The following is a 22,368-nucleotide window of genomic DNA, read 5'->3' as shown; positions in this document are numbered from 1 at the left end:
GGCACATGGACGATCATCTCGTGATAGCCCATGTTGTCGCGTTCGGTCAGTTGGATGATTCCATCCAGAATCATCGCTTTCCCGAAAAATTCGGTTTCGACAAATTGCAGGTGTTGATATTGGGTTTGTTCGTCCGCCAGCACACGCTTCACTCGCACCCCTTTGCGGTAATAGGGGTGGAGTTCTTCCGTAAACCAAATACTCATAAGGCTTTTATATCGCTACCGGTATTCTGGTATCGATATATGCTTCGCGGTCAAGCTTGCGCAGCGCAAAATCATCCGCGCCGAACGCCTGCTTGAGGCGTATCAATAAGGGCATCATGTCTTTGCCGTTCGCGCAGGTAAAGAGGTCGATCGCGCAATAGCCATGTTCGGGCCAGGCATGCAGACTCGCATGCGACTCTGCGAGAAGCAAAAAACAGGTAAAGCCATGTGGGCTGAACTTGTAAAAGCCCTCATCCACAACCGTCAAGCCGCTTTCACGTACGGCTTGCGCAAACAGCGAATAGGCTCGCTCGCTATCCATGAGAATTTCATGGTTGCAGTCGGAGAGATCGAAAATAAAATGCTCTCCCAATTTCAAAGTCGCGTTCACTTACACCTCCAGGGATTAAAAAATGAAAGAACCCGCTTGAGAACACCATCTTTCTATTTCAAAACGATCCGCAAGATGTTTTCCTTGCGTAACGAGTGAAACTGTTCTCGAGCAGACTCTATGAGCGTATTTATACTATGTTACTGTGGAGTGTCAATCTTTTAAACAGGTGAATATTTTTTACATCAGCACCGTCTGGGGATCAAAATCATCATCACATGCCCTGTGTGGGTCATAATCATTATCCAAAAGCTATTTGGAATAATGATTTGAAATCCGCGCAAAATGATGCAGAAGTTTTTTGCTTCGCCCGCCAACCCCTACGGGACGGTGTATTCAATTAGTAATTGGGGATGATTTACCTGCTCCCTGTAGTTGCCGCTATAGAACTTTAGATAATCGTTTCCCCTGTCATCGTTGTCATCCACTTGAAATCTCAGGCGGAGCTGTGTTACGCCGCTCAGGTTAATATAAGGAAAAGCAGATGCATCCAACGTTGACCAATACCAATCGCCTTGCGGATTGGCTGCGATCATCCCCACCGCATCACGGCTGGACAGGGATTGAAAAGCGAAGGCCTGCAAAAGATTGATTCCAAAGAGGTCAAGTGGAGCGCCAAATGCACCGCGGCGGATATCGACCAGGATATTTTGGTGTGTATTAAATGGATCGGTTCCAACCCGGCCCTGACTCTTGATCGTCAAAATCGCCATGGTGATCAGCGCGTTATCAGGCAGTGAGGAGGTGGGGAATTGCAAAATGGCACGATACTGACGATCCATCACGTCATCGCCAAGGTTGAAGGTGACTTCGGATGAATTCTTTGTTCCGCCTCGGTTGCTGTCTTCTTTTGATTCCAGCACCCAACCATCAGCGGCTCCATTGGAAGTGAACGTTTCTCTAATTAAGATGACGGGAGGGGCCTCAATCGAATACTGCTCCCCTGCACTGAAATTCCCGTTTCCCAGACCCACTCCGCCGAGGGGATGACCGTTGGTATTAACGATGCTGTCATTATCGATTACATCGAGTCGGATAGTTCCATTGCCCATCCATGAACTCACGGTAATAATATAAGTGTTCCCTAAACTTGAGAGGACACCCGTCACAGTTGCACCTGAGATACTTCCTGATGTGACCAATGTGAAGTCACCTGCATCCACTCCGCTCACTGATTCAGAGAAGTTAACTGCAAAACGGACTTCGCGAGCAACTGTCGGGTTGGGGTCGAAGCGAAGGCTGTTGACTACCACAGGCACAATTTTATTAATCGTATATTCCTCGCCTGAATTAAAGTTGCCATTGCCCATACCCACTCCGCCCAGGGGGATATTTGTGAGGTCAAAGATACTGTCATTATCCAAAAGATCGAGCCGCAGACTTCCATCACCTGTATCGGTATTGACGGTAACAAGGTATGCAGTTCCAGATCCACTCACTTCTACAATACTTGCGCCCGTGATATTACCGTTTGTAGTGAGCACAAAGTCACCTGCATCCACGCCAGTGACTTCCTTTGAGAAGGTTGTGGTGAAATGGATGATATTGGAAGTGGTGGGATTGGAGTCAGCGCGCAGGATACCCGTGATGACCGGCGGAATAATTTCAACTGTGGGTGTGATAACTATGGCGGGAGTGATAACCACCGGAGGTGGACTTCCAAACGCAGACTCGAACGCGCCGATATCTGGTGCAGTTCCTATGAATTGATCATTGATGCCAGGAATAACAACGCCTCGATCTATGTTTGGGCTTGATTGCAAAAGCGTAAAATTTCCGCCACCCGGGTTGACGAGCCCCGGGGGATTTTCATGTCCGTTACATTCGAGCCCCGTCGCCGAGCAGAATTGAAGGAGGGTGGTATATTGTATGTTCTCCCATTTAAAGTGTGGAGTGGCGCGTGCAGTGTACCAGTTGTCATTGTTCCAATCGTTTCCCGTTGAACCAGTTTGCGCTTCTTCAATGGAATAGCCGTTTCCCTGAAATATGTTATTCCGCATGACCGCGTTATGCACCGGGCTGATCATCTCCATCAAATTAAGATTCAGTTGATTCGTCCAGCTTGTATTATGATAGATCAGCACAATACCATCTGAGTTTCTATCCCATTTGATGCTTCTCCCGCCGAAATTGGAATAGGTGGAACGCATCACCCAGGTAGGGCCATACGTGATCGGCGCAAGTGAAATTCCCACCAGCATGGTATCCACCGTGTTGTTTCTGAAACGCTGATTGATGCTGGCGCCTTCTGGCTCCAAAGCATCATCGCTGATGTGATGGATACGATTGTTATATATGTCAGCATCGAAGGCGACGGCGGGGTTTTCCAATGTGGCTGACGAACCTGTATAGATGCCGTTGAAAAAGTTATGCACATCGTTGTCGCGCACAATCGCCCCAATATGTCCTCTGAGGACGATGGCCGTCCCTTCCATTGAAGTGCTTTTGACAGCATTCCAGGGCCACTCATTCACGGGCGGATCATAGATTTCGTTGTATTCGATGCGAGTATCGTTACCACGGTCATCGCCGCCTGTCCAATTAATGAAGATTCCCACCTGGATGTTGTGAATCCTGTTTTTGCGAATCACCACATGCGAGGCATTCAGCGTGCATATGCCGCAACTTCCTGTTCCCATTCCATAGAATCGCATTTCAAACCCCTCGATCCAGATCCAATCGCGGCCACTCACGTCAAAGGCTCTGTTCAATGTAGGCATCTGCCAGGTGTGGGTTGAAGGATCCTCCAGACTGCGCACATAGAGCCGTCCTGTTACGGCCTCATAATACCAACCCTCGGTGATCGTTACTTTGTTATGTCCGCTCGCGTTCAAAAGCCCGGTCAGGTCATCATACATGTAGAAGCGTTTCTGATCACGCCCAAAGTATTTGATGGCTGATGGGCCAATTTTCGTAAACCATACATGCGACTTCTGCTCATAAGGCAGCCAATCTGTAGTGATGCTGACCGAACCGTCCAAAACTGCGCCGCTGCCCTGCGCCTTCACCTGAATCCAATTAGCGGCGGTTCCCGAAGCTGGGAATGTTATCGCCTCATAATAAATACCATCCGCAACCAGCACCTGCGTTCCCGCCGTGACACGGTTTACCCCTTCCTGAATAGTTTGAAAGGGCGCAGCCGCAGAGCCATCTCCGCCGGGGGATGCATCATCATTCACATACACAAAGGTAGAAGGAGTAAATGGAAGTTCATTTGGCTGGGTAATAGTCGAACCGCTGATCTCAGCAGTTCCATCAAGTACCTTAATATCATACGATGTAGAAGGAGATAGCCCGAACAAACTGCCAACGAGTCGGCCATCGTCAATGCGCATGAGTTGATGACCAGTACGCCAGGTGGCTTCATTTTTTGGACGATACAGCAACTGCGCGGTCTTCGGAAGATTCGCCCCGCTCACTACAACTCCAATCGTTTCAATGTTGGCGTAAAGATCCAATTGAGAAAAAACCGCATTACTACTGACAGGCAGAACATCATCCGCCCAGGCTGGGGTCGATGTACCTGAAAGCAAAGCCAGCATAAGGGCAAAAATCCCCCGTGAAAAATTTTTCGAAAACTTGATATTCATTTTTCCTCGAAGAAGTCGCATTCCAATATGATTATACAAAGCGCGATGCAAATAATTCGTTCAAAATAGTATCAATTCCTGGTCTTAATCTATACGAAGATATCAATCCAACAGCCTGATAATCTGTGGTTAAATTCGAGCCAATACTAGGAGAATGAAATGACAGAAAACCTCAATGATCTGAATGAAGAAACCCGCGACGCTTGGGATGCCAATGCTCAAATCTGGGACAAACGTATGGGTGATGAAGGCAATGACTTCTTCAATGTTTTGTGCTGGCCTGCACTCGCTTCTCTTCTGGATACTTCGACAAAGCTCAGTACGGGCCTGAAACCTGATTCACAAATTCTCGACATCGCATGCGGCAACGGCTTGACCACACGCAAACTGGCCGAACTTGGCGCAACTGTCACAGCATTTGACTTTTCCGCTAACCTGATTGAATATGCCAAAAAACGCACAGCCGAATATGCTTCAGGTATTACGTATCACATAATCGACGCCACAAATGCATCCCAGCTTCTTTCCCTCGGTGAGCATAAATTCGATTCGGCACTCTCCAACATGGCTCTCTTCGACATGGCAGATATTGAAACTTTATTCAGCACCTTGCCCAAATTGCTCAAACCCAAGGGGACTTTTATCTTCAGCATCATGCACCCCGCTTTTAACAATGCCTCGTCCATGCATGTGATGGAAGAAATGGACGATGAAGGTGAGATCAAAACCGTATACTCCATCAAAGTCTCGCATTACATGACGCCTCATCACCGGCGCGGACTTGCCCTTCGTAACCAGCCCAGGCCGCAGGTCTATTTCGAGCGCCCGCTTCAATACTATCTCAACCTCGGCTTTCAAAATGGATTCATCCTCGATGGTTTTGAAGAACGTGCCTTTCCACCTGAGATCCCGCAAACGACCCCGCTTGGCTGGGGTGGAAATTTCAGCGAACTGCCTGCTGCCATTGTCATAAGGATGAGATTACTTGCATGAGTTTTGTCTATCTGCTGATCGAATTCATCGATGAGCTGGTTTTCGGCGTAGGTGAAACTGCCTGGCCTTTCATCCGTGATGACCTCCAGCTTAGCTACACCCAGATCGGCTTATTGCTCAGCTTACCCGGGGTCATCGCCGCTTTCATCGAACCGTTCATCGGCATCCTCGCCGATGTCTGGCGCAGGCGCCTGCTCATCCTCGCAGGCGGAATTCTTTTTACAGCCTCTTTATTCATGACCAGTGCCAGCACCTCCTTCTACCTTCTCCTTTTCTCATTCATCCTTTTCTTTCCCTCCTCCGGCGCTTATGTCAGCCTTTCACAAGCGAACTTAATGGACTCTGACGAAGCTCGCCACGAACAGAACATGGCGCGCTGGACCTTTGCCGGCTCTCTCGGTGTGGTGACTGGTCCATTGCTTCTGGGATTGTTCGTCTACTTTGGCTTGGGTTGGCGTGGGACATACGCTCTGCTCGGTTCTCTCTCCGCTCTGAGTTTGATCATTGCCTTTCGCTATCTCCCCGCCGACAAAAAGAACTCGCCTTTTCCTTCCCTGGGTGAAGTCTTCGACGGATTCAAAGCCGCCTTCACCGCCCTCAAACGCAAGGAAGTCTGGCGCTGGCTGCTCCTGCTCGAATTCGCCGACCTGATGCTTGATGTACTTTTTAGTTTTCTCGCGCTTTACTTCGTGGATGTCGTCGGCACCAGTGAATCACAGGCAGGCATCGCCGTCATAGTGTGGCTGGTGATGGGTCTCATCACTGACTTTCTTTTCATTCCATATGTCGATAAACAAAAAGACACAATGCAATTCCTGCGCCGCACTGCGATCCTGAATGCGATCGCTTTCATCGCGTTCATGCTCGTACCTGGGTTAATTCAAAAAATCATCCTCGTCATCCTTGTCAATCTGTTCAACACTGGCTGGTATCCAATTCTGCAGGGACGCTTATATTCCAGCCTGCCTGGTCAGAGCGCCAGCCTCATGGCGATCGGCGCAGTCACAACTCCATTAGCAAAGGCCCTGCCTCTCCTCATCGGCATCCTCGCCGACCAATTCGGTTTACAAAACGCCATGTGGATTCTTTTACTCGGACCCATTGCATTATTGATCGGGCTTCCTCAAAATAAAAAGGTCGAAAGCCAATAATCTTGGACTTTCGACCTTCAACTTTTTGCCTAAAGAAACACTACCAGGTCAAAATAACCTGACCATTTCCACTGCGCACCCCTTGTTGATGTGTAGCCACTGGCGGATATGATGAACCACCACCACCACCAGAACCATTACCACCACCGCCACCACCGAAATACCCACTACCACCACCACCACCACCAATAAAATCACTACCACCGTTTCCGCCAGTGCCAGAACTGCCAGCTGTCGCACCACTACCGCCTGCTACACCACCTGCCCCTTGTGTACCGCCAAAACCTGGAGAAATTCCAGTCCCATTACCACCTGTTACACCACCACCAAAGCCTCCATTATCATATGCTGCGCCTCCCCCCCCACCAGCAACAATCAACATAGTAGAACCACGTTGTACACCAGACCAACCACCACCACCACTCCCACCACTCCCACCACTCCCATTCCCACCAGTTCCACCGCCATTAAGACCGCCAACACCGCCAACACTAGCACCACCAACACCACCAACACCACCAACAAGAACTGTCAATATTTCACCAGGTGTTACGGAAATATTAAATGTTGCACGTCCACCTAAACCACCATTTCCATCACTATAAGCACCTTGCGCACCATAAGCATCGACTGTTAAGCTGGTGACACATGCTGGTACAACAAAATCAAGAATCCCCGGCGTGGAAAAAGTCTGCGACCCGGGCGCATATCCAACACAAGAAACCACAACCGATGTCTGTGCATGAGCAGGCAACACGCCTGAAACCAACTCTGGCGTGCTCCATTTAGAGGGTAAATTTGCCAATGCTGTCGCCCCAATCGCGGCTCCCATTATTTTAATCGCATCTCTACGGGATAGTTTCTTATTTGGCATGGCCCATGCTCCATTTCGAAAATAGTTTTGATAGTATATCCAATGCAAGTATTAATGTCCACCATTAAACAAAAAGGTAGAAAGTCATTGGCCTTCGACCTGTAACCTTCAACTTGTAACTTTCAACTCACAAAAAAACTACCAAATCAAAATAGCCTGACCATCTCCGTTGTGGATGCTTTATGATTTAATGGGGAGTGTACAACCTGCTGGATTACCATCGATTGCAAAATCTCCCGTTGCACCATTTACATTAACAAAATGCTCATTGCTGCTAAAAGTTTGATCAAATACAACCGAACCATTTACGGTAAATAGAGCATAAACAGTCAGAGGAGGAAATGCTGTTACCCCCATACCAAAACAACCTGACTGGCAATTGAAGAGGGCTGTATAGCCCGTCGTATAAGTGCCGGAAGCGGTAAAAGAGCCAGATGGGGCAACAAAAATACCAGGGTCTCCTTGCACAAAAACAGTCATCGTAGATTGACCAGCCGGGCAACCAGAAGTCTGCGCATGGGCGGGCAACACGCCTGAAACCAACTCTGGCGTGCTCCATTTAGACGGTAAGTTTGCCAGCACAGTTGCGCCAGTAATAGCACCTAGTAATTTGATCGCATCTCTGCGGGATATTTTCTTTTGCGTCATCACAATCTCCTGATTTATTATTACAGGGAATTATATATGCACAGTCGAATAACCGTCAATATGTGCCATTAAAGTCGTCAATCGTAATATATGCTACACTCGCCCTTGAAATGCCGGATACATCAATATACCTCCACATCCCTTTTTGTAAACACCGCTGTGCCTACTGCGACTTCAATACTTATGCCGGGCAGGAGTCATTGATTCCAGTTTATGTGGATGCCTTAATTAAGGAAATTGAACACGTAGGTCGACTAGCTGCGGAACAATCCATCGTAACCAAAACCATCTTCTTCGGGGGCGGGACGCCCTCGCTTCTTTCTGGAACTCAATTTGATTCTGTTATGTCGGCCTTGTCCGCCGCCTTCACACTCGCCGCTGACGCAGAGATCAGTATTGAGGCCAACCCGGGCACAATATCACCAGATAAATTAAATGCGATTCGTGAGGCGGGCATCAACCGTATCAGCTTCGGCGTGCAGTCCGCCAATACAGAAGAACTTCGCATGCTGGAACGCGCACATGATTTTTTCACGGTTATAGAAGCCGTATCCACTGCAAGGAAAGCAGGCTTCGACAATCTCAACCTTGATCTGATCTACGGTCTGCCCGAACAGAGCATGCAAACCTGGCAGACAACGCTCAAGCGAGTGATTGATCTTCATCCCGAACACATCTCCGCTTATGCATTGACTCTGGAGCACGGCACGCCCTTTGGGAAATGGTCATCCAAAGGCTTGCTCCCCCTGCCCGACCCCGACCTTGCTGCGGAAATGTACGAATGGGCTTGTGAATATTTTGAAGTGAATGGATATGTGCATTATGAAATTTCGAATTGGGCGAAACACCCTGAACGTTCAACTTTGAACGTTCAACGCTCCTACGAGTGCAGGCACAACCTCCAATACTGGCGCTCGCTCCCGTATTTGGCCTTCGGCGCAGGGGCGCATGGATATGCGGGCGGCTATCGTTACTCAAACGTATTACGGATAAAAACTTATATCGAACGCTTTACGAATCCTAATTCTCCAATCTCTAATCTCATTTTTCCTCTTTCCCCTGCCACTGTCAACCAGCACAAACAAACGTTGAAGGATGACATCTCCGAGTACATGTTGAACAATCTCAGGCTGGTGAATGGCGGTGTCGCTGAATCAGATTTCAGATTAAGATTCGGAAGCGGGCTTTTGGATGTCTATCCCAAGGAAATCGAAGAACTCATCCATGTTGGTTTGCTTGAATGCAAGACCTCCGAGTTCTTTAAGAACTCGGAGGTCTATAGGCTAACCAAGCGCGGAAGATTACTTGGCAATCAGGCATTCATAAGGTTCATAGAATAAATCCCACTTGCAACTACGTTTATTTGAGATAATCGCAGCCGCAAACCGGCTCGCCTACCCACCATCCTCCCGGACACGCTTGCGGCTGACAACCTACCAACGTAGGCACCCCCGGTTGGTCTTGTGCTTGCCCAGGTTCTTTTGTGGGTTGCACCTGGGGCGGGCATATTTTGGGTTCATACCCTGTGGCATCAAAACCATATGCTTCCCAGCAAGTATTATCAACTGCATAAAGCGCTTTCAGTGGATAATCCTTTTTATTCTTGATAGGCGACCCAGCTTCTTCCTCGCTAAAACGGTCTACATAATCAAGCTGGCCAACATCTTTTAGCCCGGCATCAGCCAGTACACCAAACATGAAGATATTACCTGCCCAGACCCTCTTAAATGCGAATTGAACTGTTGCATTAGTGCCTGCATTGATCCGCACCCAGGCCAGGTCTGGATCATCCCCTTTTCCACGTCCGCCTTCGAAGATCAACGAATCATAGCCATTGGTGGCAATTGGTGCGTCGCAACGATCTGGTGAGATGGCGCTAGTATCGTGATTGGTATCGGCATATACCCGGACATGATCCGCGCTCCAATCTGAGGTGTAGGGCGGCTGGGCAAGGATGATAAATTCACCGAAGCCATCGAGGTTGTTATCCAATTCAACGGCATAGTTAATGCCCAGTGCATTATTGGGGTCGCTGCCAATCAAGCGCATGGAAACATAAAACCAATCGGCATCCTTGCTAAGGCTGAATGTTTCCACATCAAGGTCGGGGATGTAAGTCATATCTTGCAGGAATGGGCGTTCAAGGCGGTTGATGTCATAAGAATCGCCATAAGGTGCGCATTTATCAGGCGCAGTAGCGGAAGATTCAACATCATAGAACAATTTCGAATCGGGCGCGGAGGCAGGGAATAGTATATGTGATATGGATATCACTTGCGTCACGGATGGTGGTGGTGCGGATGTTGGCAACACTTCAACTGCAATTGTTGGTGCGCTTGTGGCGGTCGATATGGAACCCGGCATGTTACATGCCAGGATGAATAAGACCAACATCGAAAAAAATGTAAGGGGTCGGATTTTGTTCTTCATTTTATAATTCTCCTTATTATCAGAGTAGCACTAATGCATATTGAAAAGCAAGTTTATTCACCGAGCTGACTAATATAGATTTTTACGGTCAAATTTCGGGGTTATCACTGCCACATGAAGTGAATTAACAAAAAATTCCCGCCAATATGGCGGGAATTTTTTGTTTACTTTTTGGATTTCTTCTTTATCCTCAAGGACTTTTGCGATGACTTTGTTTTGGAAGATTTCGCCTTGGCTTTGACCACTTTGGGTGTCGCGGCAGCAGCCTTCTTTGCGGGGCGATATTTCAACGCCGCGTGTGCTGCTGCCAAACGAGCAATCGGCACACGGAAAGGTGAGCATGAAACATAGTTATTGCCAATCAAGTGACACCATTCAATCGAGTTAGGGTCGCCGCCGTGTTCGCCGCAGATGCCCACTTCAAGGTTTGAGCGGGTCTCGCGACCATCTTTGATGGCCCATTGCATGAGTTTACCAACCCCATCACGGTCAATTGTTTGGAAGGGATTCTTTTCCAAAATACCCTGTTCTTGATATGTGATGAGGAAGTTGCGCTCAGCATCATCGCGCGAATAACCGTAGGTCATTTGAGTAAGATCGTTGGTGCCGAAGGAGAAGAACTCTGCCTGCTTCGCCACCTCTCTGGCGGTCACTGCTGCACGTGGAATTTCGATCATGGTGCCAAATTTATAGTCAAATTGAATTCCTTTTTCCTGCATCACAGCGGATGCGATCCGCTCGAGGCGAGGTTGGATCCATTCCAATTCCTTAACTGTACCGGTCAACGGGATCATCACTTCGGGCTTCACGATAATGCTGCGTTTTGTACAATCTGCAGCTGCTTCGAAGATGGCGCGCACCTGCATTTCAACGATCTCAGGCATGTATATGCTCAGGCGCACACCACGCATGCCCATCATCGGGTTGGATTCATGCATGCCTTTGATCGCGGCCAGTAAATCCTCTTTGGCTTTCAAGCCGTCGGTCTCGCCTTTAACGCGCATCGTGACGACTTCTTCAAATAGTTTTTCCTCATCAGGCATAAATTCATGAAGAGGCGGGTCGATCAAGCGGATGATGACCGGGTAACCATCCATTGCTTCGAAGAGTCCGTCAAAGTCCTTGCGCTGATAAGGCAGAAGCTTATTGAGGGCGGATGTACGTCCTTCGCTCGTATCGGAGAGGATCATATCCTGAACAATAGGCAGGCGTTCAGGTTCAAAGAACATGTGCTCAGTGCGGCACAAACCGATACCAACAGCGCCATAAGAGCGGGCGCGACGGGCATCCTTCGGGTAATCGGCATTTGCCCATACTTGCAAGCCACGGGTGGGCCAGCCTTTGGGTGCAGCACGCATATTTTTGCGGGCACAAATTTCATCTGCCCATGTCAGCAGGGTCATTAGCTCAACCTGCTCTTCAAGCGAAGGAGTGGTCATGGGGATTTTTCCGGCAAAGACCTGCCCGGAGGTACCATCCACGGAAACCCATTCACCTTCTTTAACAACCACTTCGCCAACGGTCATGATGCGTTTCTCAAGATCGATCTTGATCGCGGATGCTCCCACCACACATGGAATGCCAAACTGACGGGCAACAACCGCCGCGTGTGATGTTGCGCCGCCCTCGCTGGTCAACACGCCTTTGGAGGCGATCATGCCATGCACATCATCTGGCTTGGTGAAGGGACGCACCATGATAGTATCCTGCTTCTGTTCCTTTGCAAATCTTTCGGCAGTATCCGCATCGAAATAGATTTGCCCCACTGCCGCGCCCGGAGATGCATTCACACCTTTTGCGATCAGCGCACCCGATTTTTCTGCTGCTGCTTTGGCCTCTTCATCAAACTGCGGATGTAAAAGCGTGTCTACATTTTCAGGTGTAACACGTTCCACCGCTTCTTCCTTCGTGAGCAGGCCTTCATTAGCCATCTCAACTGCGATCTTCACTGCGGCCTTAGCCGTGCGCTTGCCGTTGCGTGTCTGCAACATCCACAATTTACCGCGCTCAATGGTGAACTCAACATCCTGCATATCCTGGTAATGTTTTTCCAGCCGCGCAGTGATCTTCATGAACTCGTCGTAAGCTTTGGGCATACGGTCTATCAAAGTTTCAATTGGATTCGCATTGCGGATGCCCGCAACCACATCTTCACCCTGGGCATTGAAAAGGAAATCACCCATCATCTTTTTGTCGCCTGTGGAAGGGTTACGGGTAAATGCCACACCAGTAGCTGAGTCATCGCCCATATTGCCAAAAGCCATGGTCTGAATATTGACTGCCGTTCCAAGGGTATGCGAAATGCCAGTTGCATTACGATAATCAATAGCGCGTTTGCCATTCCAGGATTTGAATACCGCCTCAGTTGCCAATTCCAATTGTTTATGCGGGTCTTGAGGGAAATCAAAGCCTTTCTCTTTCTTGACGACGGCTTTGAACTCTTCCGCCATTTGCTTCCAGTCTTCGGCCGTCATGTCGGTATCAAGTTTGTAGGCTTTGCGGCGCTTATATTCTTCCAGCGGATGCTCAAAAGCTTCATCTGGAATTCCGAGCACTACGGAGCCGAACATTTCCACCAAGCGGCGATATGAGTCATACACAAAACGTGGATTCCCCGTCAGCGCCACCATACCTTCGGCGGTTTGATCAGTGAGGCCAATGTTCAAGACTGTATCCATCATGCCAGGCATGGAAAACTTTGCGCCTGAGCGGCAAGAGACCAACAAAGGGTCTTTAGAATCTCCAAACTTCTTGCCTGTTTTCTTTTCGATTGCCTTTAGTGCTTTTAATTCCTGTTCCCACAGCCCCGCGGGAAATTTCCCCAATTTTTGATATGCGTTACATGCTTCAGTGGTTACTGTAAAAAATGGCGGAACGGGAACCCCCGCGCGCGTCATATCCAACAGACCCGAACCTTTGCCGCCCACCAGCGCTTTCACATCATCCCATGAATCACCGGCAACTTTCTCTACCTCTTTCACTTCATTGAATAAATAGACCCATTTGGTCATTGTAGCCTCCTACAAGGATTGAAATGATTTTATTAAAATCTGGATGTTGATTGTGAAATATTTTACCAAAAACAGTCTAAATTCCAAATGACAAATATCACCAGATGAGCGGACTTCAATCCAATACTTACCTCAAGTTGCTACATACTCCCGTTGTGTCATGCTGAGGGGCGCTTTTCGCCCCGAAGCAGCTCTGACACCGTAAACCGCGACCCTTCAGTCGCGGAGAGCGCGCTCCTTCTGGGTGACACGTTCCTTTTTATTACAAGGTAGCAACTTAAATTACTTAATTTGGGCTTTCGCTTACTCAAAAATAATCCGCTGATACCCTACGGGCACGATGTCCACGCTGATCGACACTAATCATTTCAAGAATTCGCGGAGATTGGCGCAGATTAGCGGATAAGGGCAAAAGTGCTGTTAATGAAAGGACAATACAAGCTGTAAACTCATTGCAAAGTTCAATAATGGCTAAATAAGTGATAATAGGCAAACAGAAAATTATGTCCACAAAAATATTAGTAATTGACGACGATACTGCCATTACAGAATTAATGAGCATGCTATTAAAGACGCATGGCTTTGAAGTGATCACAACCAACAGCGGTGCGGAAGGTATTAATCTTGCCAGGGAAAATAATCCGAGTGTTGTGCTCCTTGATCTAATGATGCCCGAAGTTGATGGATGGCAGGTTTGCAAAGCAGTTCGCCAATTCAGTAATGTTCCCATTCTTATTCTCTCAGCCATCAACGATCCCCGCATGGTAGCCAGCGTTTTAGATGCAGGCGCCGACGACTTTTTGGTGAAGCCTGTGCCAAGCGGCGTGCTGGTTGCACATATCAGGAAGATGGTCAGGCGGACTGGCGCACTGCTGGATAAGTCCAAACTGAAAAATACAGACTCAGTGTCCCCAAACACACAGCCGCTTCCATCCTAGCCGGGGCCTGATTCTGTTTTCTAACGAACATCCCCGCTACTCGTAGCGGGGATGTTTATTTCACTTCAATTTTTTCAATGCTTCGGCGGTTTCCTTCGCAAATTCCATCATCGGCACATGGCCAGCGCCTTGTATTTCGATCAGGTGCGCCGCTTGAATTGCTGTTTTGATCTCGCGCGCACGGTCAATTGGAATTAAGGCATCGTGATCTCCATGAATAAGCACTAGTGGAAAGCTGAAAGAGGAAAGATGCGGCAGTAAATCATCTCGTTCAGCCATCGCTTCAAGCGCACCGATCATGGCAGATGGCTTTTGTCTTTCCATCATTTTACGGGTGGACGCCTGCACTTCCACATTATCCGAAAACTTAGGAGCCATGGCTTCAACTACTACACCTACCCCTTTTTCAGCGACATCCTGAGCAGTTTTATAACGCCCCTCTTTGCGTTCGGGTGCATCTGCTGCGGCTTGCGAAGAGATCAATGCCAACCCACTTACGCGCTGCGGATATTTTTTGGCGAATGCCAAAGCTACATACCCACCCATTGAGTGACCTACAATAGCAGTCTTCTCAATCCCCAAATGATTCAGTAGACCTGCGAGATCATCCGCCATGTCTGTCATCGTATATTGAGACTCAACTGTAGTAGATTCACCGAACCCCCGCAGGTCAGGCAAGATCAAGTCAAATTCATTTTCCAGTAAGGGTGATACTTGATCCCACGAGGTGTGATCGAGTGGAAAACCATGGATCAGCAGAAGTGGTTTTCCAGCGCCGTGACGGGCATAAGCCAAGTCAATGCCGTTTACAGTAATAGTGTTCATTTCCATTTGACCTCTACTTTCAATTTGCTGCCTAATTTTGATTTATAAAAAATATGTCCATTATCGCGTCCAAATTCATAGACACGGCGTGTAATATCTACATCTGCTTTACAGTATTCAGCGACCTTATCCAACTCGCCATTCCGAAACCATTCAACCGATTGTACACCTTCGGCAGTCTTGCCTGCGCCGAGGGTGGCGCTGGCAATGGTATCGAGGCTGATGCGAAAGCCAAGAATCTTTTGCAGGTCGAGGAGCAGGTCAAGGGTGGGGAGAGAGGCGAAGCGTATTTCAGGTGCATAAGGCTGAAGTACTTGATAGTCAAATCCGCGCAGGTTGAATCCAATGACTTTTGTCGCGGATTTTAATTCTTCAATCAGGGCCAGGATATCCTTCTCCCAATAGACAGAAAAATCATTGGTTTTGGTAGCCCAGGTAACTGCGCATGCAACGCGCAGTTTTTCTATATTTTCATACCCGCCAACATCCTGGAACAGGTTTTGTGACTCCAGGTCAAAGAAAACAAGGTTCATGATTCACCATTAAATCCTTTCGCTAATTCTTCGCGTGCAAAAGTTAAAGCCTGCTCACGGTTCTCAATTTTGCCTGCGGCTTGATTCTCGCGGATAGCTTCAAGCAACTGACCCACCATGGGGCCAGGTGCAACTTTTAACTCTTTCATCAATTCGTGCCCATCCAGCAGGCGCGGCGGGGCGACCACTTCTTCAGGGCGTTCCCAATAATTCTCAAGCAGAATGCGGGCGATGTCCAGATAGGCAGTCCATGTTTCTATTGTAAGCTCATTGGCTCGGGTGGCACGCAGGTCGGCCAGGCCGAGCAAGATGATATCTATGCCTGCCTTTCCACTATCGCGAAAGAAACGATAAATGGCTTTACGCGAAGGTGTTTGATTTTCATTTATCATACGATCAGCGAAGAAATGAATCCGCATGTGATTTTTGATGATGGCATGCAATCTATCGACTTCATCATTGCTAAGGTTGAAGGCACGGGCGCGATTTGCGGCAACCTCTGCGCCTTTGACGTCGTGATCGAAAAAGCGGATGCGCTTTGCATCATCAATCGTTTTTGTTTCGGGTTTGCACACATCGTGATACAGTGCGGCGAAGAAAAGCAGTGAACGATGTGAACGATCCACATTAAGTGGCGTTGCGAGATGCACTGCAATTTGTTCGCGGTAACGCCCCAGGCGCAAGCCAAGCAGACCTGTGAACATATCGTTCGTTTTATCAGCATCGTAACCCACACGCAAACCAGAAAGGACCTGGTCGAGCTGATCCAGCACGGCGAGGGTATGTGTCCAGACATCGTAGACATGCGGCGGAGATTGTTCCACGCCTTTCATAGCGAGCAACTCAGGCATGAGGTGTTGCAACACGCCGAGCATTTCCAACGCGCGGATGGACGCATCTGCTTTGGGGCTGTTAAGCATCTTGAAGACTTCGTCCCGCAGGCGTTCGGCAGAAATGCGCCCAAGCTGGTCTGCGGATTGTTTCATCAACTCGCGGGTGTTCTTATCTATTTTGAATCCAAGCCCCGCGGCCAGACGCACTGCGCGCAAGATGCGGACGGGGTCATCTGATAATGAATTTGGTGAGCAGGCACGGATGACTTTGGCACGAATATCGCTTGCGCCTTCCATGGGATCAATGATCGTGTTATCGCGCAGGTTGAATGCAATGGCATTGATGGTGAAATCACGGGCGCGCAGGTCTTCTTCCAGAGTTGCGCCGCGATAAGTAGCAAAATCGAGGTAGATACGTTTGCCATCCTCTTGAGTCAGCACAACGCGGCCTGTATCACGTTCATCGTCCAGAGGCATGAAATCGGCATTGAGGGTATTGGCAACTTTTCGAGCGAGGGAAATGCCATTCGAGGGCAGAGCAAAATCCAGGTCGGGTGCGAGGCGGGAAGTTAATAAGTCACGCACTGCCCCACCGACGAGATAAATCTCCTGATCGGCGGGCAGGGCATCCTTTATCTTATCTATCAAGGGTGGTAATGAAAAAGGGACTGGCATAAAAATGATCTCTGGTTTTTCTTTATAACGGCTGGATTGTGATGCGCGCAGAGCCTGTTCAGGTGTGCCGCCCTGCGCAACGATGCGTCCGCGCACGCGGGCCACCCAACGACCTGCATATGGCGAATGAAGTTTTTCAGAATTGGAAGTTTCTTTGTCCATTATTTTAACCCCATCCAATTCAAGGATCAGGAGGATGGTTTATATTTGTCGAGGTCAACCACGCCAACGAAAGGCAGGTTACGATAGTATTCATCAAGATCGAGCCCGTAACCAAATACGAATTTATTTGGAATGGCGAAACCAAGATAATGAATTGGGACATTCGCTTCGCGCCGCTCGGGTTTATCGAGCAGGGCGCAAACTTTCAGGCTTTTTGGCTGACGGGTCTCGAGCATTTGTAAAACAGCAGAGATGGTATGTCCGCTATCGATAATGTCTTCAACCAACAATACATTCCTATCACGAATATCCGTTTGCAGATCAAGAGTAACGCGGGCAGAGCCAGTTGATTCACGATTCCCCACACCATAGGATGAAACTGCCATGAAGTCCATCATATGCGGCAAAGTAATATGCCTGCTGAGGTCAACCATGAATGGCACGCCGCCACGCAGGATGCAAATGAGCAGCAGGTCTTCATTGGAATAATCCGCGCTGATCTGAATGCCCAGCTCCTTGACGCGCGTTTGTAAGGTTTCAGCATCTATTAAAATTTCAGCGAGCACATCCTGATAGTTTTGCATAATTCACCAATTACATTATCCGCAGATTTTTCAGATGACGCTGATTTCTAATCTGTTAAATCTGCGCAATCTGTGGTTTTTTTCTAGCGCGGGACCTCGCCCCGCTAACGCGGGACTTCGTGATGCTGACGACAGCGTGCTTCATATAATTCAGATGCTCCAACGATCACGATCGGTTCATCATAACGGGCGGGTTTTCCATTAACCAATCGCTGTGTGCGGGAGGCATTGCCGCCGCATACCATGCAAATGGCATGAAGCTTCAAAACATCCTCTGCTTCTGACATTAATACCGGTATGGAGCCAAATGGCTCGCCACGAAAATCCATATCCAGGCCAGCCACGATCACACGCACACCTCGCGCGGCCAATTCCTGGGCAACGGTCACCACTTCGGGGTCAAAGAATTGGGCTTCGTCAATGCCGACGACGGTTGTATCTTTATCAAGTTTCGAACGAATATCGAGGGCTTTTTCAACAGGAATAGCATCGAAGGTGGAACCAGCATGAGATGCCACTTTTTCAGCTGCGTAGCGCACATCAATGGCGGGTTTGAAGACCTGCACTTTTTGCTTTGCAATCCTCGCCCTTACAAGCCTGCGGATCAATTCATCTGTCTTGCCGCTGAACATTGAACCACAAACAACTTCTATAGAACCCTGTGTATGCTTCATTCAATTCTCCGGCCCCACCCGCCTTTGGCACCCTCCCCCACTTTGGGAGAGGGACAGGGTGAGGGTAATTATGAAAACAGGCAGATGCTTTTGTGCATCTGCCTGCCTAGTTTACCTGAGAAACCTATCTCTGACATAGCCCTGTGGGCAAAGTCCCGAAGAATAAAGTCTACTCGCCTGCTTCAGCTTCGGTGGTTTTTTCAGGCTTGGTGGATTTTAAAACTTCAGGAAGTTCAAATCCCAAGGCGCGCAGTTTCTTCTTGGTGGCAGTCAACGAAGATTGACCAAAACCTGCGATCTCCAACAGAGCGGCATCGCCGTCGCCAAGTTTTGCAATAACCTGACCAATGGTCAGAACACCGGCTTTCTTGAGCGCATCCACCGCGCGAGGGGCGAGGCCGATGTCATCAATCGAGCGGTCGGGAGAATTCAAAGCTTCTTCTTTGGCTTTTTTCTGCTCCACATAGGTCTGGCGCGCAGAAAGCTTCTTGTAGAAGCGATCCACCTGACCTTCAACATCAAGCAGTCTTGCAGACTCACCGGTGAAGAATGGGTGACAATTGGAACACACGTCAATGCGCAATTCCTTTTTGGTGGATATGGTGGTCCATGTCTTACCGCAGGAAGCGCAGGTAACTTTCGCATCAAAAACTGTAGGATGGATATCTGCTCGCATCTTATTCAACCTCAGCCGGGATGATGTTAACACGCTTGCGTCCGTGCACTACATCGAACATCACAACTCCGTCCGCGATTGCGAACAAAGTATCATCTTTGCCAACTAATACATTAATGCCTGGCTTGATCTTGGTGCCGCGCTGGCGGACAAGGATATTGCCAGAAAGAACAAATTGACCGGCGTAACGTTTTACACCCAAACGCTGGGAGTTACTGTCACGGCCGTTGCGGGTTGATCCGCCACCTGTTTTATGTGCCATTTCTACCTCACTCTACTTCTTATCAGTCTTCTTGGTGGATGACGACTTGGAAGTCGATTTTGTTTTTGTTGTCGTGGTCTTTTTTGCGGGCGCCTTTTCAGACTTCTTAGCCGCTTCTTTCGGCGCCTTGGCTTGCTTCTCGATCTTGGCTTCTTCCATTACTTCGGCCTTTTCAACCTTGGCTGGGGCTTCTTTCTTCGCGGCAGCCTTGCGTTCTTCGCCGGGCTTGCCAATGAAATCGATCATCAAACGGGTATATTGATGACGATGCCCACCCTTAACACGGATGCGCTTCTTCGGGCGATATTTGAAAGAAATAACCTTGGGGCCTTTTACGTGTTCCACAACTGTGGCAGAAACCTTTACATCACCAACAGTGGGAGTCCCAATCATGATGCTGTCTTCATCAAGCATCAGGAGGACGCGTTCAAAGTCAAACTTTTTACCTACTTCATGGGCCAGGCGGTCCACATCAATGGTGGAGCCCTCGACGGCGCGGTATTGTTTGCCGCCACTTTCAACGATAGCAGTTCTCATTATTTATGATCTCCAGTCATCACTTCGCCGCGCGTCCTGCGGAGAACTTACACTCTACGCCGAACTGTGGGGAAGCTGGGTTATTTACAGGCAACCGCCCCGGTTCTAACCTCCGGGGCTGAAGCGGACGGTATTATACATGCGGGTGGGCACACCTGTCAACGATTTTAGCGCGGAAAAATACGGCGGTCTCAGTCTGAAGCCATTATTGACAAATCCCTCACGATACCTTACCCTCGCTTCATGCCTACTTTCAGCCTGCTTCAGCGTCAGATCATTGAATCTCCCCTTGACCGTAAACTCTTCGTCTCAGGCCGTGCTGGGACGGGGAAAACTACAGCAGGTGTCGAGCGGATGCGCTACTTGCTCGCTCAAGGTATTTCGGCTGATTCCATTTTAATGCTCACCCCGCAGCGGACTCTGCAAGAACCCTATCTCGATTTGCTTTACAGCCCTGAGCGGCGCGCTGGCGGAGAGGTTACATCCGCTACGATTGGTGGTCTTGCCAAACGCATGTGTGATCTATTCTGGCCCATCGCTGCAGAAGCGGCTGGATTTAAAAACCCAGAGCTGCCTCCGATATTCCTCACTCTTGAAACCGCACAATATTACATGGCATATCTGGTGCGCCCCTTGCTCGAAGAAAAGGGATACTTTCAATCGCTGACCATCAACCGCAATCGCCTTTATTCCCAAATAATTGATAACTTAAACAAAGCCGCAGTGGTCGGCTTTCCATATACAGAGATCGGCTCGCGGCTGGACTCAGCCTGGTTTGGTGACCCTGCCCAACGCCGCGTCTATGCAGATGCCCAGGAATGTGCCACTTTATTTCGTGAATACTGCCTGAGCCATAATCTGCTGGATTTCTCGCTTCAACTTGAAGTCTTTACAAATATTTTGTGGCAACAGGAACAAGTACGCGCATATCTTGTGAATACATATCGTCACCTCATTTATGATAACGTGGAGGAAGATGCAGCTCGCGCACACGACATCATCGGCGAATGGCTCGCGGATTTCGACTCGGCGCTGTTGATCTACGACACAGATGCGGGGTATCGAAGTTTCCTCGGAGGCGATCCAGTTACCGGCGCGGCTTTGAGCGAAGGGTGTGATGAAATTATCGAGCTAAACGAATCATTTGTCTCATCAGGGAATATCATCCAATTATCCAATTCGCTTGTGTCAGCAATAAGAAGCGAATCTTTTCCAGCGTTTGATACAAACCATACGATGGAATTTATCCTGGCGCATTTTTACCCTGAAATGCTGGATGAGATCACAAGCAGGGTTAGGTCATTGGTGGAAGATGATGGCATACCACCATCTGAGATCGTCATCATCGCACCCTATCTTACGGACGCATTACGGTTTTCAATTACAAACCGCCTGGAGGCGGCAAAGATACCCTGGCGCACGCATCGTCCATCACGTTCATTGCGCGATGAAGCCGCAAGCAAAACATTGCTCACGCTTTCTGCGCTGGCACATCCGCATTGGAATATCCGCCCCACAAAGTTTGACGTGGCTCACGCGCTTATGTTCGCGTTAAACACGGATTTGATCCGCGCACAATTATTGACTGAGATCGTATATCGCGCAAAAGATTTTCGTCTTTCAACTTTCGACGAGATCAAGGCTGAAACCCAGGAACGCATTACGTATTCCCTGGGCGAAAGATACACAACATTCCAAAAATGGCTGGAAGAGTATCGCTCAAGCACTCCCCTGCCATTGGATTTCTTCATGCGGAAATTATTCGGCGAAGTGATCTCGCAGCCTGATTATGGCTTTCATTCGAATCTGGATGCGGTGCGCGTGGCAGCCAGCTTAATCGAATCGATCAAGAAATTTCGCAATGCAATGGAACCTTCGTATGTGAACATGGATAGCCCCTCCTTCGATCTTGGGCGCGAATATCTCGCCATGCTGGAAGACGGTGTGATCGCCGCTCAATATTTGGAATCATGGCGCAGCGAAGATAAAGATGCGGTCCTGGTTGCGCCGGCACACAGCTTTTTAATGATGAATAGACCTGTAACCATCCAATTCTGGCTTGACCCTGGTTCAAGCGGCTGGGTGCAACGCCTGTTACAGCCGCTGACTCAGCCATATGTGTTGTCCCGTCATTGGGAGCAGGGACGTTTATGGGTTGATTCGGATGAAGTAAATGCAGAAGTTGACTCACTGGCGAGGTTGGCGGGCGGGCTGCTGTGCCGCTGCCGTGAAAAAATTTACCTGGCCATATCAGACCTCGGCGAAACAGGATTCGAACAGCGGGGGACTTTGCTGCGTGCATTTCAAAAGGTCATCACGTGAACAAAAACATTTTCATCATTTTGATTGCATTGTTTTTGCTTGCGTGTCTTACC

Annotated in this window: 19 protein-coding genes and 1 pseudogene; 5 read left to right on the top strand and 15 right to left on the bottom strand. The window is 48.8% G+C overall.

The features are described 5' to 3' along the window. The 3 genes and pseudogenes from AC14M5_RS19905 to AC14M5_RS19895 all read right to left on the bottom strand — a co-directional run. Nucleotides 1-206, bottom strand: a pseudogene (locus AC14M5_RS19905) (polyamine aminopropyltransferase); the annotation flags it as partial. Between the two features lie 7 nt (nucleotides 207-213). Further along, nucleotides 214-597: an adenosylmethionine decarboxylase gene (gene speD / locus AC14M5_RS19900; protein WP_484031460.1), complete on the bottom strand. Its 384-nt coding sequence runs from the start codon at nucleotides 595-597 to the stop codon at nucleotides 214-216. Between the two features lie 320 nt (nucleotides 598-917). Further along, nucleotides 918-4,187, bottom strand: coding sequence for a hypothetical protein (locus AC14M5_RS19895; protein ID WP_484031459.1), 3,270 nt, complete (start codon nucleotides 4,185-4,187; stop codon nucleotides 918-920). A 159-nt stretch (nucleotides 4,188-4,346) separates the two neighbouring features. Here AC14M5_RS19895 and AC14M5_RS19890 point away from each other — a divergent pair, with 159 nt between their 5' ends. Further along, the gene (locus AC14M5_RS19890; protein WP_484031458.1) at nucleotides 4,347-5,180 is read left to right on the top strand and encodes a class I SAM-dependent methyltransferase; all 834 of its coding nucleotides are present in this window, start codon (nucleotides 4,347-4,349) and stop codon (nucleotides 5,178-5,180) included. Next, nucleotides 5,177-6,331, top strand: a complete 1,155-nt coding sequence (locus tag AC14M5_RS19885; RefSeq protein WP_484031457.1) for an MFS transporter — start codon at nucleotides 5,177-5,179, stop codon at nucleotides 6,329-6,331. Before AC14M5_RS19890 ends, AC14M5_RS19885 begins: the two co-directional genes overlap by 4 nt. 40 nt (nucleotides 6,332-6,371) lie before the next feature. On the opposite strand, the gene AC14M5_RS19880 is transcribed toward AC14M5_RS19885, so the two are convergent. Together AC14M5_RS19880 and AC14M5_RS19875 are read right to left on the bottom strand one after the other, a co-directional pair. Continuing rightward, nucleotides 6,372-7,205, bottom strand: coding sequence for a glycine-rich protein (locus AC14M5_RS19880; RefSeq protein ID WP_484031456.1), 834 nt, complete (start codon nucleotides 7,203-7,205; stop codon nucleotides 6,372-6,374). Between the two features lie 180 nt (nucleotides 7,206-7,385). Beyond that, a complete protein-coding gene (locus tag AC14M5_RS19875; RefSeq protein WP_484031455.1) occupies nucleotides 7,386-7,853 on the bottom strand; it encodes a twin-arginine translocation signal domain-containing protein in 468 nt (155 codons plus the stop codon). A gap of 110 nt (nucleotides 7,854-7,963) precedes the next feature. On the opposite strand from AC14M5_RS19875, the gene hemW reads away from it, so the two are divergent. Then, nucleotides 7,964-9,193, top strand: coding sequence for a radical SAM family heme chaperone HemW (gene hemW, locus AC14M5_RS19870; RefSeq protein ID WP_484031454.1), 1,230 nt, complete (start codon nucleotides 7,964-7,966; stop codon nucleotides 9,191-9,193). A gap of 19 nt (nucleotides 9,194-9,212) precedes the next feature. On the opposite strand, the gene AC14M5_RS19865 is transcribed toward hemW, so the two are convergent. Beyond that, complete coding sequence (locus AC14M5_RS19865) at nucleotides 9,213-10,283, bottom strand: hypothetical protein (RefSeq protein WP_484031453.1); 1,071 nt, start codon at nucleotides 10,281-10,283, stop codon at nucleotides 9,213-9,215. A gap of 164 nt (nucleotides 10,284-10,447) precedes the next feature. Then, entirely contained in the window at nucleotides 10,448-13,294 is a 2,847-nt protein-coding gene (gene ppdK / locus AC14M5_RS19860) for a pyruvate, phosphate dikinase (protein WP_484031452.1), read from the bottom strand. A 503-nt stretch (nucleotides 13,295-13,797) separates the two neighbouring features. Here ppdK and AC14M5_RS19855 point away from each other — a divergent pair. Beyond that, complete coding sequence (locus AC14M5_RS19855) at nucleotides 13,798-14,232, top strand: response regulator transcription factor (protein ID WP_484031451.1); 435 nt, start codon at nucleotides 13,798-13,800, stop codon at nucleotides 14,230-14,232. A 60-nt stretch (nucleotides 14,233-14,292) separates the two neighbouring features. Here AC14M5_RS19855 and AC14M5_RS19850 read toward each other — a convergent pair whose 3' ends face one another. The 8 genes from AC14M5_RS19850 to rplU form a co-directional block, all read right to left on the bottom strand. Continuing rightward, complete coding sequence (locus AC14M5_RS19850) at nucleotides 14,293-15,057, bottom strand: alpha/beta fold hydrolase (RefSeq protein WP_484031450.1); 765 nt, start codon at nucleotides 15,055-15,057, stop codon at nucleotides 14,293-14,295. Further along, entirely contained in the window at nucleotides 15,054-15,590 is a 537-nt protein-coding gene (locus AC14M5_RS19845; protein ID WP_484031449.1) for a ribonuclease H-like domain-containing protein, read from the bottom strand. Before AC14M5_RS19845 ends, AC14M5_RS19850 begins: the two co-directional genes overlap by 4 nt. Further along, nucleotides 15,587-17,260, bottom strand: a complete 1,674-nt coding sequence (locus AC14M5_RS19840; protein WP_484031448.1) for a tRNA nucleotidyltransferase/poly(A) polymerase-related protein — start codon at nucleotides 17,258-17,260, stop codon at nucleotides 15,587-15,589. Before AC14M5_RS19840 ends, AC14M5_RS19845 begins: the two co-directional genes overlap by 4 nt. 26 nt (nucleotides 17,261-17,286) lie before the next feature. Next, a complete protein-coding gene (gene hpt / locus AC14M5_RS19835) occupies nucleotides 17,287-17,844 on the bottom strand; it encodes a hypoxanthine phosphoribosyltransferase (protein ID WP_484031447.1) in 558 nt (185 codons plus the stop codon). A 104-nt stretch (nucleotides 17,845-17,948) separates the two neighbouring features. After that, nucleotides 17,949-18,518, bottom strand: coding sequence for a thymidine kinase (locus tag AC14M5_RS19830; protein ID WP_484031446.1), 570 nt, complete (start codon nucleotides 18,516-18,518; stop codon nucleotides 17,949-17,951). 169 nt (nucleotides 18,519-18,687) lie between these two features. Beyond that, entirely contained in the window at nucleotides 18,688-19,194 is a 507-nt protein-coding gene (gene rpmE / locus AC14M5_RS19825) for a 50S ribosomal protein L31 (protein WP_484031445.1), read from the bottom strand. Between the two features lies 1 nt (nucleotide 19,195). Further along, entirely contained in the window at nucleotides 19,196-19,456 is a 261-nt protein-coding gene (gene rpmA, locus AC14M5_RS19820; protein WP_484031444.1) for a 50S ribosomal protein L27, read from the bottom strand. Nucleotides 19,457-19,468: 12 nt separating this feature from the next. Continuing rightward, a complete protein-coding gene (rplU, locus tag AC14M5_RS19815) occupies nucleotides 19,469-19,993 on the bottom strand; it encodes a 50S ribosomal protein L21 (RefSeq protein WP_484031443.1) in 525 nt (174 codons plus the stop codon). Nucleotides 19,994-20,236: 243 nt separating this feature from the next. Here rplU and AC14M5_RS19810 point away from each other — a divergent pair, with 243 nt between their 5' ends. After that, a complete protein-coding gene (locus tag AC14M5_RS19810; RefSeq protein WP_484031442.1) occupies nucleotides 20,237-22,315 on the top strand; it encodes a DEAD/DEAH box helicase in 2,079 nt (692 codons plus the stop codon). Nucleotides 22,316-22,368 lie beyond the last annotated feature (53 nt).

The sequence above is a fragment of the Candidatus Villigracilis sp. genome (genome assembly GCF_057083605.1).
The sequence above is the reverse complement of the archived record's forward strand: the minus strand, read 5'-3'. Positions and strand labels throughout refer to the sequence as shown.